Below are 14,500 nucleotides of genomic sequence, written 5' to 3' on the forward strand. Positions count from 1 at the left end.
CGCGGCGCCCGCCCGCAGGCGTGATGCCGCGCGGTTGACGTCCGGGGCGCCTCGGCGCTCTCCGTCACCTGTGCCACACCTGTCCAAAGGAGCAGACCATGCTCGACAAAACCGACCTTCACCGCCGCATCGAAACGCCCGACATGAAAGACTATGGCGTCTATCTGGCGGTCGATCGCCTGCTCGACTGCCAAAAGCCGCTTTCCGACCTCTGCACGCCCGACGAACTCCAGTTCCAGATCGTCCATCAGGTCGAGGAATTATGGATGAAGCTGATCGCCTTCACCCTCGGCGAAATCGGCGATCATATGGCGGCGCGCGAAACGATGCGCATTCTCACTCTCTTCGACCGCGTGAACCGTATCATGCGCTTGATGACCAGCCAGCTTGCGCTGCTCGAGACGATGAGCCCGTTCGACTATCAGTCGATCCGCCTCCAGCTCGGCAACGGGTCGGGACAGGAAAGCCCCGGCTTCCAGACGTTGCTGACGATTCCGCAGCCGCTGTGGGTCCAGTATAAGGCGGCCTATCTGGAACCCGCCGGCCGCACCGTCGCCGACGTCTATGACATCGGGTACAAGCATGACGACGCCTATATGGTCGCCGAGGCCCTCGTCGAATTCGACGAACAGTTCCAGATATTCCGAGCGGTTCACATCTATCTGATCCACCGTTCGATCGGGATGGGATCAAAGTCGCTGAAGGGGCGACCGGTCGAACTGCTCAATGCGGGCACGCGGCACCGCTTCTTCCCCGAGCTTTGGGATATCCGATGGGAGATGACCGACCGCTGGGGCGCCGAATATGGCGTGAAGCGCGACAGCATCAGTAGCCCGTCGGCCGCCGGACACGGCAGCGGGCTGTGAACGCTACGCTGCTGCCGGAAGCGGTCGCCGACCGCTTCCACCTGCCGCCCGGCGCCATTTACCTCAAAAGCCACAGCGTCGGTTGCCAACCGCGTGCGGCCGAGGCGGCGCTCCGCGACAGGCTGTTGGCGCCGTGGCGCGAAGCCGGCGAGGCGTGGCCCCACTGGCTCAGCGCGATCGACGAATGGCGCGCGGCGCTCGGCCGGCTGATCGAGGTCGAGGCACGCGACATCTGTCCCGCGACCAACGTCAGCGCGGCGCTTTCACGCTACATCTCGGCGCTGGGACAGGCGACCGAACGCCGCACGATCCTGCTCGCGCCGAGTGCGTTTCCGACGATCGGCTATGTCGCGAGCGGGCTCGCCGCGGCGGGCTGGACGACACGCTATCTGCCGGACGACGCCGACGTTCGCGACGCCGCGAGCTGGCGCGCGGCGCTGGCGGAAGACGTCGCGCTTGTCGTCGCGATGCATGTCAGTTCGAACAGCGGCGCGCTGGCCGACCTTGCCGCGGTTTCCGCCGTGGCGAGGGCAGCGGGCGCACGCTGTATTGCCGACTGCGCGCAATCGGTCGGAGTGGTGCCCGTGACGCCCGCCGAATGGGGCGTCGATGCCGTGCTTGGTACCAGCGTCAAATGGCTGTGCGGCGGTCCGGGCGCGGCGTGGATATGGGTCGCGCCGCATGACCGCGTTGCCCTGGCCCCGATGGAGCGCGGCTGGTGGAGCCACGAATATCCCTTCGAAATGAACATCCGAGACTTCCGCTATGCCCCCGACGCCCGGCGCTGGTGGGGTGGCACCCCCGACGTCGCGCCGTTCATCCTGTCCGCGGCCGGGATTGGCGAAATAGCCGCGATCGGGATCGACCGAATTCAGGCCCACAACCGGACGTTGCAGGCGATGCTGCGCGATGCGCTCGAACCCCTGACGCCGCAATGGCGCTGGCCGCAGGGTGCGATCGGCGGAACATTATGCATCGACACCGGTACCGACCAGCCGCGCGTTGCTGCCGCGTTCGCGGCGCGCGACATCGGTGTCGATTTCCGCGGACCCATCGTTCGCCTCTCGTTCCACGCTTACAACGGCGTGGCCGATGTCGAGGCGGCGGTGGCCGCCTTCGCCTAGGGTCAGGACCCTAAAGCATCGGCCGCCGGTCGAACCATGGCTGCGCGATTTCGAGCTGCGTCGCGAGCTGAAGCAACAGCGCTTCCTCGCCGAAGCGGCCAACGAACTGCGTCCCCATCGGCAGGCCTTCGGGCGTCCACCACAGCGGCAGGCTGACTGCGGGCTGGCCGGTGGCATTCTGGATCGCCGTGAAAGGGACATAATTGGTCATGGCGCCGAACCCGACCGCGACATCGTCGCTGTCGAGCGGAAAGCTGCCGTTGCGCGGCGGCGGCGCACCCAGCGTCGGCGTGATCCAGACGTCATAATTGGCGTGCCAGGCGGCAACCGCACGCGCCATCTGCTGAAGCTGGAAGATCGCGCCCCAAAGCTGCGGTGCGCTGATCCCCTTCCCCATCATATAGAGACCGCGGGTCAGCCCTTCGAGATTGTCCGGGCCAGGCGTCTGCCCGGTCATCATCGCGATGCCGTCGATCTGCATCGCCGCGCCGCTCGACCAGATGGCCATGAACGCCGGAACCATCGCCGCGTTATCGACCGGCGGCGAGGCCTCCTCGACATGATGGCCTAGGCTTTCGCAAAGCTTCGCGGCATGGTCTACCGCAGCAACCGCCTGCGGATCGAGCGCAGCGCCACCCGGCGCGGTGCGGGCAAAGGCGATCCGCAACGTCGGGCACGCCGCCTCGGCGGCGCGGCGCCAGCTTGGCGGAGCGGGTGGCGCCGCATAAGGATCGCCCGGTTCGGCGCCCGCCGTCACGTCGAGCATCGCCGCCGTGTCGCGCACGGTCCGGCTGACGACATGTTCGGCGGCAAGCCCGCCCATCACGTCGCCGAGCATCGGGCCCAGCGGGTTGCGCCCGCGGGTCGGCTTCAATCCGACCAGCCCGTTGCAACTCGCCGGGATGCGTATCGACCCGCCGCCGTCGTTCGCATGCGCAACCGGGACCATCCCGCCGGCCACCGCCGCACCCGACCCGCCGGACGACCCGCCGGTCGAATGATCGCGGTTCCAGGGATTGCACGCCGGCCCGTAAAGCTTGCTCTCGGTCGTCGCGACGACGCCGAATTCGGGGACATTGGTCTTGCCGAGCGGTATCAGCCCACCGGCGAGAAAACGCTGCACCAGCGTCGCGGTAAAGGGCATCGGCACCGGCGGCGAAATGCGCGACCCGTTCCGCGTCGGCCAGCCGGCCAGATCGCCCAATATGTCCTTGAGCAGAAAGGGCACGCCCTTGAACGGCCCGTCGGGCAGGCCCCCTTTCGCCCGTTCGCGCGCGCCGTCGAAGTCGGTGAAGATCACCGCGTTCAGGCACGGATTGAGCGCCTCGACCCGCTCGATCGCGGTATCGACGAGCTCCAGCGGCGACACGTCACCCTTTGCGACAAGACCCGCCAGACCAAGCGCGTCGTAACGATCATATTCGGCGAAGCTCATGACACTTTCCCTAGATATCGACGACGATCTTGCCGAAATGCGCATTCGCGATCTGGTGCCGGAACGCATCGGTCAGGCGTTCGAGCGGGAAATGGTCGCTGATCACCGGCCGGATGCCGTTCGCCTCGATCCCGGCGATCATCGCCAATTGCTGTTGCCGGCTCCCGACCGTCAGCCCCTGCACGCGCAGATTCTTCGCCATCAACAGCGCGGTCTGTACCGGCCCGGCAAAACCCGCGAGCACGCCGATCAGCGCGACATGGCCGCCGACCCGCGCCGCGACCATCGACTGATCAAGCGTACCGGCGCCACCGATCTCGACCACCGTATCGACCCCGCGTCCATCGGTCAGAGCCATCGCCTTCGCGCCCCACGCCGGCTCTGCCTTGTAATTCACCAGTTCGTCGGCGCCGAGCGCCTTCAGGCGTTCCAGTTTCTCGTCCGACGAACTGGTCGCGATCACCCGGGCGCCGGCGGCCTTGGCGAACTGCAAGGCAAAGACCGAAACGCCGCCGCTGCCCTGCACCAGCACGGTCGACCCCGGTTCGGTCCGGCCGTCGACGAACAGCGCGCGCCATGCCGTCAGCCCGGCACAGGTCAGCGTCGCCGCTTCGGCCGCCGAATAACCCATCGGCACGCGGGTAAACCAATGCTGCGGCGTCACGACCGCCGAGCGTGCATAGCCGTCGATCCCGTCGCCGGGCACCCCGGTGAAGGCGCTCGTCGGCGGGGCGCCATCGTTCCATTCGGGAAAGAATGTCGACACGACCAGATCGCCGGGGATGAATTGGGTGACGCCCTCGCCGACCGCTTCCACTGTTCCGGCACCGTCGGACATCGGGATGCGGCCGTCGGCGCTGGGGATCAGCCCGGCCACGACGGCATAATCGTGAAAGTTGAGCGACGACGCCGCCAGCCGGACCCGAATCTCGCCCGGCCCCGGCGAACCGGGGTCGGCGAGATCGGTCGAGATCAGATTGTCGAGGGAGGCCGGTGCGCGGAGCCTGATCGCCCGCATCATTCGGCCGCCATTGCCATTTCGACCCGCTGCGGACCGCGAATGACGCCGCCCGGCGTCGGGCCCTGCATCGCGCCATCCCGGAAGGTGACGACGCCCGACTTCACCGTCGCGACATAGCCATCCGCCTTTTGAAGCAGCCGCTTGCCGCCCGCCGGCAAGTCGAACGCGAGCCACGGTTTACCGAGCTTCAGCGCTTCCATGTCGATGACGTTCAGGTCGGCGAGATAGCCGGGCGCAAGGACGCCGCGATCTTCGAGTCCATAAAGGATCGCCGTATCGCGGCACTGGCGCTTGATCGCATGTTCCAGCGCGACGCGGGCACCCGCGCGGTCGCGGACCCAGTGCTGGAGCATGAAGGTGGGCGACGCCGCGTCACAAATCGTCCCGCAATGCGCGCCACCATCCGACAGGCTGTTTACCGTGTCGTCCGCCGCCTGCAGGTCCTCAAGGAAATTGAGGTTCCCGTCGCGGTAGTTGAGGATCGGGAAATAGATGAAGCCCTTGCCATCGTCTTTCATCAGCAGGTCATAGGCATATTCGGCAGGCGAAACGCCCGCCGCCGCGGCGCGTGCCATGATGCTTTCATCCATGCGCGGTTCGTAATTGAAGTCCGGATCCATCTCGAAGTGAACCGGCCAGCCTTCGGCGACGACTTTCAGGAAGTCGAGAATGTCGCTTTCCGGCCAGACATTGCCCTCCTCGACCATCCGCTTCTTGAAGGCCGGATCCTTGAGCTTCGCGAGTTGCGTTTCCCAAGGCAGGTCGATGATCTCGTTCCATGCGGGCTTGAACCGGAAGGGGTGGACGGTGCCCTGCCACGCCATGATGATACCATTGCCGCGCAGCGCGATCTGCGCGACGATGTTGGCGCCGGTCGCATTCTGGCTCCGCATTTCCTCTATCTGCTCCTCAAGCGGCAGCTCCTTGGCGATCGATTGCAGCGCGGCAAAGGTTACCGGCAGGCCAGTTTCGCGGCTGAGGTCGCCCATCCACTGAAACTCGTTCCATTCGCGTTTCAGGTCGCTCGCCATTTCGAACACGCCATAGCCGACGCGGCCCATCGCGCGGCCGATCGCGATCAGTTCCTCGGCCGTCGCGGTGGTGCCGGGGACGAGCTCGCCATCGATCGATTTGTGCAGGACGGTGCGGCTGGTCGAAAAGCCGAGCGCGCCGGCGCGCACGCCTTCCTCGACGATCCGCGACATCTCGGCGATGTCGGCGTCGGTCGGGATCGCGCCGGGCTTTTCGCGGTCGCCCAGCACATAGGCACGCACGGCGCCGTGCGGCACATGACAGGCGACATCGACGGTGCGCGGCAACTTTTCGAGCGCGTCCATATATTCGGGAAAGGTTTCCCAATCCCACGACATGCCTTCGGCAAGCGCGGTGCCGGGGATATCCTCCACCCCTTCCATCAACGAGATCAACCATTCGTGGCGATCGGGCTTGGCGGGAGCGAAACCGACGCCGCAATTGCCCATGACGACGGTGGTTACGCCGTGCCAGCTTGACGGCGCCATTTCGGCATCCCACGTCGCCTGCCCGTCATAATGGGTGTGAACATCGACGAACCCCGGCGTGACGATCTTGCCGCCCGCATCGATCTCCTCGCGCCCGGCGCCAAGATTCTGGCCCACCGCGACGATGCGATCGCCAGCGACCGCGACGTCCGCGACAAAGGGCGTTCCGCCCGAACCGTCGACGACCGTGCCGCCGCGAATCACCAGATCATGCATGTCCGCTCTCCCAATTTTTGGTTTCAGGAGAAAACCTATCACGGATTGGCGAGATGCCAAGCGCTTTGGCCAGGTGCTTAAAGCGACAAAAGACACGCATCGGCGCATCGTTTCTGTCTCCTTTGTCGCTTTAGCGGCGGACAGCCCATGGCCGGCGCCTCCTCGTTGAGTCGCGAAAGCGTCTGCACGGAGCGGTACGGAACATCGACCGGATGCTCGCATGGCGGAACGATGTAGGAAAGCGCCAGTACGCGACCCGCGCAAGAATAGGCGCGCGAAGCGGACCGCAAGCCGCTATCGTGCCGCAACGAACGAAAGGGAGTCGCTACCATGATCCGTCCGCTTACCCTCGCCCTCCTGCTTGCGGTCGCCGCGCCGCCAGTCGTCGCGAAGCAGGCACCCGCCCCGGACTATAAGGCGGCGCTCGCCGATCCCGCGCGCCCCGCCGCCGACCGCGACCGCGATGCGGCACGCAAGCCGGCGGAGCTGCTGGCCTTTGCCGGGGTCAAACCGGGACAGAGCGTCGGCGATTTCGTGATGGGCGGCGGCTATGTAACCCGTCTCCTCGCCGCCGCGGTGGGGTCCTCGGGCAAGGTCTATGCCTTCCAGCCCGCCGAGTTCATCGCGTTCAAGAAACAATATGGTGACGATCAGGCCGCAGTCGATGCCGCCTATGCCAATGTCGACGCCGTCGGCGGCCCCTTTGCGGCCCCCGCTTTCCCCGCGCCCCTAGACGTCATCATTACCGTCCAGAATTTCCACGACCTCTATCTGAAGCCCTTTCCCGAAGGCACCGGCGACAAGGCGAGCGCGGCGCTGTTCGCAGCGCTGAAACCCGGCGGCGCGCTGATCGTCGTTGACCACAGCGCCGCCGACGGCAGCGGCACCACATTGTCGGACAGCCTTCACCGCATCGACAAGGCGGCGGTCGTCGCCGCGCTGACCAAGGCGGGTTTCAAGCTGGAGGCGGAGAGCGATCTTTATGCGCGCGCCGATGATCCGCGCACCGCGAACGTCTTTGATCCCGCCATTCGCGGCAAGACCGACCAGTTCACGCTGCGCTTTCGCAAACCGGGATGATGGTATGACCAGCGACGACGAAGACTATGTCTATGACGAGGCGAGCGGCGAATGGCTGTCTGCGAGCGATGCGCGCGAACGGGCGGCCGCCGCCAATGCGTTACCCGAAGCCAAGGACGCGGTCGGCAATGTGCTGAACGATGGCGACTCGGTCGTCCTGATCAAGGATCTGCCGGTGAAGGGCGCGGGGCAGACGCTGAAGGTCGGCACCGTGATCAAGTCGATCCGGCTGACCGCCGATCCCGAAGAGGTCGACTGTCGCTACGAGGGGATCAAGGGGCTGGTGCTGCGAACGGAATTCGTGCGCAAGCGTTAGGCGATCGCGCATTTGATCGGGATCGTCCCCGACCGTTCGTGTGGAGCAGGAATATAGTCCGGGCTTAACGCGCATCGGTTTGGAACGTGATCATAATTGATGGAATCGTCATCCCGGCCTTCGCCGGGATGACGAGATGAAAACCGCGTTTCAGTCCGCCCCAATCAAGCCCTAAGCCCGCGCCGAAGGCGGCCGTTCCTTGTCCCAGCGGGGCCGCGCGGCGTCCATTCCCGCGACGACCTTGTCCCAATAGGCCTCGGTTCGTCCCTGGAACTTCATGTCGAAATGCTCGACGGTGCGGAATTCCAGCACTTCGACGCCATCGGGTCCGGGCTTGTACGTATAGGGCACGTCGCTGCCGACGAAGAAGCCATCACCAGGTCCCAGCTCCTCGGTGCCAAGCTTCAGCGATCCCGCGATGATGTAATAGAGGCAGTCGGCGTCGTGACTGTGCAGCGGCAGGGCGAATCCGCTTTTGAACCAGGCATAGGTCAGGCTCATGTGCGGCAGTGCGAACAGCACCTTGGTCACATTCCCCTCGCCCACGCCCGCTCCGACCCAGCGGGCGATGCCAGCTTCGACGATCGGCGTCAGCCCGGCGAGCGTCATCTTGTCGGTTTCGTCGAGGCCGGGCGCTTCGGCGCCCCGGAAAACCCGGAACGACGGCTGCGCTCCGGCCTTGTGGGCGGCTTCGGTCATGATCCTCTCCCTTCCGTCAAATCTTTCCGATCGTCTCCCTGCGCGGGCCAAGATAACCGAACAGATAGGCCCCGACCTTGCGCATCTGGATTTCTTCCGCCCCCTCGGTGATCCGGTAGCGGCGGTGGTGGCGATAGATATGCTCGAACGGCTTGTGCCGCGAATAGCCGATGCCGCCATGGACCTGCATCGCACGGTCGGCCGCTTCGCAGCATAGGCGGTTCGCCCAGTAATTGCACATGCTGACCTTGTCGGACAGCGTCCGCTCGATCTCCTTGTGCGGGGTGTTGTCCATGTCCCACGCGGTCTTGCGGATCAACAGGCGCAGCATTTCGGCCTGCGTCGCGAGCTCGACCAGCGGGAACTGGATCGCCTGATTCCTGGCCAGCGCCTCGCCGAACGGCTTGCGTGTCCGGGCATATCGGACGCTTTCCTCGATGCAGAAAACGGCCGCGCCGAGCGACGATGCGGCCTGGCGGATACGGTTCTGGTGAACGAAGCTCTGCGCGATCGACAGCCCGCCGCCCTCCGGGCCCAGCCGCGCGTTGTCGGGCACCCACACGTCGGTGAACGTCATGCGCGGATGATCGGTCGGCATGTTGAAGGTCCACATATATTCATCGACCGTCATACCCGGCGTCCCCGTCGGCACGAGCAGGCAGGTGATGCCCTTCGCATCGCCGTCCTCGCCGGCGGTGCGGCAGAAGGTTGCGCAATGCGTCGCGACATGCATGCCGGTGATCCACATCTTGCGGCCATTGATGAGCCAGCCGTCGACGCCGTCGCGCGTCTCGCGCACCGCGCGCGTTTCCATGTGCGTGGCGTCCGATCCGTGATCGGGTTCGGTCAAGCCAAAGGCGGTCCGGCGCTTGCCCTCGAACCCGCCGAGGATGAATTCCTGCTTCTGCTCCTCGCTCGTCGCGAATTGCTCGAACATCTCGACGAAGGGGAAATTGCCGACGATGCTGTGTTCGTTCTGCAGGTCGTTGTGGAGGCCAAGTCCCTTGGCGGCGAAATGTTCGCGGATCACCGCCATCCACAGGTTCGATCCGTCCTTGCCGCCATATTTCTTCGGCGCAGAGAAACGCCAATGGCCCGCCGCATCGGCCTTGCGCGTCGCCTGCCGCAGCAATTGTTCCCACTCGTGGCGCGGCAGGCCCTGATTGTCCCAGTCGGTGCGCGCATGTTCGCGGCGATGGTCAAAGAAGCGGATGTTGTCGTCGGCCAGCTCCAGCGGCTTGATCTCGGCTTCGATGAAAGCATCGAGTTCCTCCAGATAGGCCTGCAAGTCGGCCGGCATCGCAAAATCCATCGTCTCTCTCCCGTTATTCTCTATCCGTTCCAGGCCGCACGCGCCGCGGCGAGCGCGGCATATTTGGGGCTGTCGATCGCGCATTTGTCGAGCGCGGCGCGGCGCAGCCTCGCCAGCAGGCCGGGTTCGGCCAACGTCGTCTCGCCCGCCAGCAACGCGGTCGCCAATGCCTTGTCCTCGGCGCACACACCGGCATCCAGGTCGCGCAGCACGATGCCCAGCGCGTTCATCGCGACCACCGCCTCGAACTTCGCATGTCCTTCGGCGGTCTGCTTGATCGCGCCTTCGATCCAGTCGCGCACCGCCTGCACCATCTCGCGGTTGGTCGGCTCGCCAACCGGAGCGGAGGGCAAGGCGGGAGGCGCCGACAGTGCCCTCGCCTGCTCTTCCGCCGGCGCTTCTTCACCCAGGAGCCCGATCAGGTCGAGTTCCTGCTCGGCGGTTCGCCGCCCGACAACGACGCGCTCGACCGTCGCATCCGCGCCGCTGCGCCACGCCTGCCCCATCTGCAAGCAGCCAAGCGCCCACCAGAGGGTGCGATAGACGAGCCAGAACCGGAAGCGGGTGCGATCGACCTTGCCGCCGCCTGCCGCCTCATAGGCCGCAAAATAATCCTCGAGACTGCCGACCCCGAATGCAGGCCGGTCGAGCTGGCCAAAGCGCCACACCGTCATGCAGCCAAAGGCGATATCCTCGTGCGCGTCGCCGAGATGCGCCAGTTCCCAGTCAAGCACCGCGGCGAGTCCATCTGCACCCACCATCACATTGCCCATCCGGTAATCGCCATGGACCAGCACGGGTTCGGCGGCCGCGGGCAGATGATCCTCGCACCAGCGGATCGCCAGCGCGATGGCCGGACGGTCGCCGCCATAAGACAGAAAACGTGCCTTGAGCTCGGCGAGTGCGTCGGCCGTGTCCATCACCGGGATCGCATCGGGAATCGTCGCGCGCGGGATCGCATGGATGCGCGCCAGTTCGCGTCCGAGATCGGCCAGCAGCGACGGCGGAGGTGCGGCCAATATCCTCGCAGGGTTCACCTCGGCGACGACGCGCCGCATCACATAGCCGGTGCCGAGCCCATCGCCATCGGTCAGGACGCCGACGACCTCGGGCGCCTTCACCCCCGCCTCATGCGCCGCGGCGACCAGCGCCGCTTCGTCCGCATGGCTATAGGGCCGGCCCTCCATATATTCTGCCGAGGGGGCGCGGCGCAGCACATAGCCGTTCGAGCCATCGGGGCCCGCCCAGTCGAACGCCCAGCTTTCCATGTTCGCGCCGCCCGACAGGCGACCAAGACCGGCAAGCGCGCCCGGGCCGGCGATGCGGGTCATGACGGCGGACAGGGGCAGGCTAAGCTCGGTCATGGGGGCATAGTGCTTGCAGTTTACGTAAGCGGCAAGTGGCCAATTGCACCTTGTCGTGTGTCGGCACGGCGGGACGTCACTGATGCGGCGCAATTCGCGCGGCTTTTGAAGGGGAAGGCCGACCGGTCGGAGATCGGCAAGTCAGGAAAGTGACAATCTTGCCGCAACCGGCGGCAAGCGCCTCAGCGACGCAAATTCCGCATATGGCCGTCGTACCATTTGCCGGCGAAATGCAGCCCCCAGGCCAGCGGCACGATCAGCACCATCCAGCCCCACCAGTCGATTCGCTCGATCAGCCGATCATCGGCGTGCGAAAAGAAAGCCATAAGGATGACCGGTGCGACCAGCGCGACCGATCCGATCTGGAACCAATTCCGCCCGCTGCCCAGACGAACCGGATCGATCGGCAGCGGCGCGCGCGTCCGCACGGCATTTTCGATGGCGTCGCGGCGGCGACGCCACCCTCCCAGATAGTCCCACGCCTCGATCCCCAGCAGCCCGACCTCGACCACGAAGACGCCGATTCCGATCGCCGGTCCGTGAAACCGCTGCGGAATCGCCGTAAGGTCGAGCAACCAGCCGCCGCCAAAGACGAGGACCAGCAACGCCCCGACACCCCACGCCGCCTGCACCGGGATCGACGCGATCATCGCGTCGACATGGGCCTCGACGTCGGCGCGCCATCGCGCGACCTCGTCCGCGCGGACCCCGCGCGCGCGGCCGTCGCGCGCGCGATAGGCCGGTCCCATCGCGGTGTCGACGAACCAGCGATCATATCGCCGTAGCTCGGTCTCCCGGATCTGCCGTTTCTGATAGTCGCTGACGAAGGCCATGCTACTCCCCTCCCGCGGCCCTCTCCCGCAGCCCACGGCAGCCTATGTCTGCAAGATTACCATCCGAATAATCCAGCGGACTTGACGCTCCCACTCTCCCGTGCAGAACGTATCGCAATGGCTCGCACATATTCCATGTCCTTCGTCGTACTTTTCCTGGCCGCTACGTCACTCGCCGCAACCTCTCTCAGAGCTTCCGAAGCTCCTGTGCTGACGCCATCGACGCCGTGGAAGGTCGATTATGCGGACGAAGAGTGCCGGCTACTGCGCACCTTCGGAACCGGCGACGACGCGGTCACGATGCGCCTCGCGCGTGGATCGGGCCTACAAAGCTTTGACATGGTAATCGCCGGAGCACATGTCCCGCGCCTCGGCAGAGACGTGAAGGTCAGGATGCAGTTGGACCCACAGCAAGCGTCCGCCGAATTTGACGGCTATTCAATGGGAGTACCCAAGCGTCCGGAACGATTCATTCGCTGGTACGACGGGGACCCGCAAATTCTGGCAGGAATCACCAACAACCAGAAGATACGTCTTACCGCCGACAACAAGCTCGACATCACGATGCTTTGGTCGGACGGAAAGGCGGCGCTTGCAGCCCTGCAGACCTGCCACGACGACCTGCTGAAAGGATGGGGTGTGGATATCGACGCGGTTCACGCGTTGAAGGAACAACCCATGCCGGATGGATCGCCGGCGCGATGGGTGGCCACCGACGACTACCCGCTCGAAGAGCTGCGCCGCGATATCCAAGGGACAGTGGCATTCCAGCTCAAGATCGACAGCAAGGGCGCAGTGGAGAATTGCCTGATTCTGCACAGCAGCAAGTCGGCGGTTCTCGACCAGCTTGCATGCAAGCTGCTGCGCGAACGGGCGAAGTTCAAGCCAGCGCGCGATGCGAACGACCAGCCCGTGGCCAGTTTTTATGTCAACCGCGTGCGCTGGCAGATTCCTCAATAATCGGGCCGGCCGGGATCAACCCGCGCGCTCACGACCGCGCTGCATGACCGCGACGCGCCTTGCCTCGACATCAGCGGCGCTGACCTGGCGGTTGGCCGCCGACGTCGTTCGATGCTCGAACGCCAGCGCCTCGCCCAAGGACAGGCCGTAGCCATCGTCGATCAGCCGCTTGTACGGCCGTATCATCGCCGGATCGATGCCCGCGATGTCGCGCGCAATCGCATGCGCCGCGGGCAACAGCGCTTCGGGCGCGACCACGCGGTTGACCAGACCCCAGTCGCAAGCCGCCTGCGCATCGAGGAAATTCCCGGTCAGCGACAGTTCCTTGGCGCGGCCGATGCCGATGATGCGCGACAGTTTCTGCGACAGGCCCCATCCGGGGAGGATGCCCACGCGCGCATGCGTATCGGCGAAGCGCGCGTTGGTCGAGGCGATCAATATGTCGCACGCCAGCGCCACCTCGAATCCGCCCGTGATCGCGACGCCGTTGATCGCGCCGATGACCGGTTGCGGGCACAGCTCGATCGCCTTGACCGGGTTTTCGTCGGCCCCATCGGCATTGGCTGCGCCAAGATTGGTCGTATCGGCGCCGAGTTCCTTGAGGTCGAGCCCGGCGGTAAACGCCCGCTCGCCGGCGCCGGTCAGCACGATCGCACGCACCGCCTCGTCACCGGCCAGTTCGCGCATCGCCGCCGCGAGATCGGCACGCAGCGCCCGCGACAAAGCATTCATCGCCTCGGGTCGGTTGAGCGTGACGGTCGCGATGCCTTCGTCGCGGGTGACAAGAACCAAAGCCATCGTGCGCGTCGCCCCTATATATGGAATGTAACCGAATTCAGCCAATAGGATGGCATTGGTCGTCCGTCGGCGTCGAGCGCGGGCTCGAACTTCGCGCGGCGCATGATCGCCGCGCACACGGCGTCGTCGAATTGCTTGGGTCGGGTCGATTGCTGAATATGGCATGCTGTCGGCGCACCCGCGGCATCGACATTCAGACGAAACTGTACGATCGCGCGTTTTCCCATCGCCAACATCGAGGATGGATAATCCCCCGGCGTCACCCAATTGCGCGGGTCGCTCTTCGGCGTGACCGGCCGGGTCGATCCCGCATGCCGGGCAACGTCGATACCCCAGTGGGTCAGCAATTCGTTCGTGCATGTGCGAAGCGCCGCGAGCGGACCGCCGAGCGGCCCGGTCTCGAGAATGAAAGGTTCGCGGATCGAGCGCCTGACCGAGATGAAGGTAATTGCCTCTTCCTGCTCGGGTGTGACCTCCGACCAGCGGAACTGGAACTCGCCGGCTTTCAGTGCCGCTTCATAGGCGGCCATCTCCTGCGGTGACCGCGCCACGACGCGAACATTGCCGCGCAGGATCAGGGCCGGCTGCTTGTCGGCGGCGGTCGCGGGGTAGAATTCGACCTCCTGCTCGGTCTCGGACGGACCGAACAGGATGCGCACGACACCCTGATTGAGGCTGGTTCCCGCCGGTTTTCCAATGAAGCTGATGCGCAGCGCATCGCCCGGCCGATAGCGTTCGGCGATGAAAGCGACCTGTTGATCGCCCTCACCGAAGACCCGGCTCATGCGGCAACTGTCGTCGGCATAATGGACATTCCATTTGGAGACTGGTTGCAAACGCAGCGGCTCTTTCGGCGCGCTCGCGGCCCCGACCGGCAACAGCAAGGCAGCGGCACCGGCAGCGCAGGACAATCGATAAGCTCTTTTCGTCATGCGACAAACTTGCCGCCCGATGCA

At 65.2% G+C, this 14,500-nt stretch carries 14 protein-coding genes; 5 read left to right on the top strand and 9 right to left on the bottom strand.

From position 1 onward, the window contains the following. Positions 1-98 precede the first annotated feature (98 nt). Entirely contained in the window at positions 99-866 is a 768-nt protein-coding gene (locus JNM03_RS05385) for a tryptophan 2,3-dioxygenase family protein (RefSeq protein WP_294035041.1), read from the top strand. Next, positions 863-1,990, top strand: a complete 1,128-nt coding sequence (locus JNM03_RS05390; protein WP_294035043.1) for an aminotransferase class V-fold PLP-dependent enzyme — start codon at positions 863-865, stop codon at positions 1,988-1,990. The genes JNM03_RS05385 and JNM03_RS05390 overlap by 4 nt, the downstream gene beginning before the upstream one ends. Positions 1,991-2,000: 10 nt before the next feature. Here the strand turns inward: JNM03_RS05390 and JNM03_RS05395 are convergent, their stop codons facing one another. From JNM03_RS05395 to JNM03_RS05405, 3 genes are read right to left on the bottom strand one after another with little or no spacing between them, the layout of a single operon-like run. After that, positions 2,001-3,425 carry an amidase gene (locus JNM03_RS05395; protein ID WP_294035045.1) on the bottom strand — a complete coding sequence of 475 codons (1,425 nt, stop codon included), beginning with the start codon at positions 3,423-3,425 and terminating at the stop codon, positions 2,001-2,003. A gap of 10 nt (positions 3,426-3,435) precedes the next feature. Continuing rightward, positions 3,436-4,443, bottom strand: a complete 1,008-nt coding sequence (locus tag JNM03_RS05400; protein ID WP_294035342.1) for an NAD(P)-dependent alcohol dehydrogenase — start codon at positions 4,441-4,443, stop codon at positions 3,436-3,438. Then, on the bottom strand, positions 4,443-6,182 hold the full coding sequence (locus JNM03_RS05405) for an amidohydrolase family protein (RefSeq protein ID WP_294035046.1): 1,740 nt from the start codon (positions 6,180-6,182) through the stop codon (positions 4,443-4,445). Before JNM03_RS05405 ends, JNM03_RS05400 begins: the two co-directional genes overlap by 1 nt. A 330-nt stretch (positions 6,183-6,512) precedes the next feature. Here JNM03_RS05405 and JNM03_RS05410 point away from each other — a divergent pair, with 330 nt between their 5' ends. Beyond that, positions 6,513-7,262 (top strand): methyltransferase, encoded by a 750-nt coding sequence (locus JNM03_RS05410; protein WP_294035048.1) that lies wholly within the window; start codon positions 6,513-6,515, stop codon positions 7,260-7,262. A gap of 4 nt (positions 7,263-7,266) precedes the next feature. Continuing rightward, positions 7,267-7,578 (top strand): alkylphosphonate utilization protein, encoded by a 312-nt coding sequence (locus JNM03_RS05415; RefSeq protein ID WP_294035050.1) that lies wholly within the window; start codon positions 7,267-7,269, stop codon positions 7,576-7,578. A 171-nt stretch (positions 7,579-7,749) separates the two neighbouring features. On the opposite strand, the gene JNM03_RS05420 is transcribed toward JNM03_RS05415, so the two are convergent. The 4 genes from JNM03_RS05420 to JNM03_RS05435 form a co-directional block, all read right to left on the bottom strand. Further along, positions 7,750-8,277: a cupin domain-containing protein gene (locus JNM03_RS05420; protein ID WP_294035052.1), complete on the bottom strand. Its 528-nt coding sequence runs from the start codon at positions 8,275-8,277 to the stop codon at positions 7,750-7,752. A 16-nt stretch (positions 8,278-8,293) separates the two neighbouring features. After that, positions 8,294-9,589, bottom strand: coding sequence for an acyl-CoA dehydrogenase family protein (locus tag JNM03_RS05425; protein ID WP_294035054.1), 1,296 nt, complete (start codon positions 9,587-9,589; stop codon positions 8,294-8,296). A 20-nt stretch (positions 9,590-9,609) separates the two neighbouring features. Continuing rightward, positions 9,610-10,953, bottom strand: a complete 1,344-nt coding sequence (locus JNM03_RS05430) for a phosphotransferase (RefSeq protein ID WP_294035056.1) — start codon at positions 10,951-10,953, stop codon at positions 9,610-9,612. A 182-nt stretch (positions 10,954-11,135) separates the two neighbouring features. Further along, on the bottom strand, positions 11,136-11,786 hold the full coding sequence (locus JNM03_RS05435) for a hypothetical protein (RefSeq protein WP_294035058.1): 651 nt from the start codon (positions 11,784-11,786) through the stop codon (positions 11,136-11,138). Positions 11,787-11,921: 135 nt separating this feature from the next. Between JNM03_RS05435 and JNM03_RS05440 the strand changes: the two genes are divergently transcribed. Beyond that, entirely contained in the window at positions 11,922-12,746 is an 825-nt protein-coding gene (locus JNM03_RS05440) for an energy transducer TonB (RefSeq protein ID WP_294035060.1), read from the top strand. Positions 12,747-12,761: 15 nt separating this feature from the next. Here the strand turns inward: JNM03_RS05440 and JNM03_RS05445 are convergent, their stop codons facing one another. Together JNM03_RS05445 and JNM03_RS05450 are read right to left on the bottom strand one after the other, a co-directional pair. Continuing rightward, on the bottom strand, positions 12,762-13,544 hold the full coding sequence (locus tag JNM03_RS05445; RefSeq protein WP_294035062.1) for an enoyl-CoA hydratase: 783 nt from the start codon (positions 13,542-13,544) through the stop codon (positions 12,762-12,764). Between the two features lie 14 nt (positions 13,545-13,558). Next, positions 13,559-14,476, bottom strand: a complete 918-nt coding sequence (locus JNM03_RS05450) for an energy transducer TonB (protein ID WP_294035064.1) — start codon at positions 14,474-14,476, stop codon at positions 13,559-13,561. Positions 14,477-14,500 lie beyond the last annotated feature (24 nt).

The sequence above is a fragment of the Sphingopyxis sp. genome (assembly GCF_016793825.1).
In the GTDB taxonomy this organism is placed as follows: Bacteria; Pseudomonadota; Alphaproteobacteria; order Sphingomonadales; family Sphingomonadaceae; genus Sphingopyxis.

Excerpts from the sequence above, each read along its gene's own strand:
- JNM03_RS05440 (WP_294035060.1), top strand. The coding sequence starts at position 11,922 with ATGTCCTTCGTCGTACTTTTCCTGGCCGCTACGTCACTCGCCGCAACC.
- JNM03_RS05400 (WP_294035342.1), bottom strand. The coding sequence starts at position 4,443 with ATGCGGGCGATCAGGCTCCGCGCACCGGCCTCCCTCGACAATCTGATC.
- JNM03_RS05450 (WP_294035064.1), bottom strand. The coding sequence starts at position 14,476 with ATGACGAAAAGAGCTTATCGATTGTCCTGCGCTGCCGGTGCCGCTGCC.
- JNM03_RS05445 (WP_294035062.1), bottom strand. The coding sequence starts at position 13,544 with ATGGCTTTGGTTCTTGTCACCCGCGACGAAGGCATCGCGACCGTCACG.
- JNM03_RS05435 (WP_294035058.1), bottom strand. The coding sequence starts at position 11,786 with ATGGCCTTCGTCAGCGACTATCAGAAACGGCAGATCCGGGAGACCGAG.
- JNM03_RS05420 (WP_294035052.1), bottom strand. The coding sequence starts at position 8,277 with ATGACCGAAGCCGCCCACAAGGCCGGAGCGCAGCCGTCGTTCCGGGTT.
- JNM03_RS05415 (WP_294035050.1), top strand. The coding sequence starts at position 7,267 with ATGACCAGCGACGACGAAGACTATGTCTATGACGAGGCGAGCGGCGAA.
- JNM03_RS05425 (WP_294035054.1), bottom strand. The coding sequence starts at position 9,589 with ATGGATTTTGCGATGCCGGCCGACTTGCAGGCCTATCTGGAGGAACTC.
- JNM03_RS05430 (WP_294035056.1), bottom strand. The coding sequence starts at position 10,953 with ATGACCGAGCTTAGCCTGCCCCTGTCCGCCGTCATGACCCGCATCGCC.
- JNM03_RS05410 (WP_294035048.1), top strand. The coding sequence starts at position 6,513 with ATGATCCGTCCGCTTACCCTCGCCCTCCTGCTTGCGGTCGCCGCGCCG.
- JNM03_RS05385 (WP_294035041.1), top strand. The coding sequence starts at position 99 with ATGCTCGACAAAACCGACCTTCACCGCCGCATCGAAACGCCCGACATG.
- JNM03_RS05405 (WP_294035046.1), bottom strand. The coding sequence starts at position 6,182 with ATGCATGATCTGGTGATTCGCGGCGGCACGGTCGTCGACGGTTCGGGC.
- JNM03_RS05395 (WP_294035045.1), bottom strand. The coding sequence starts at position 3,425 with ATGAGCTTCGCCGAATATGATCGTTACGACGCGCTTGGTCTGGCGGGT.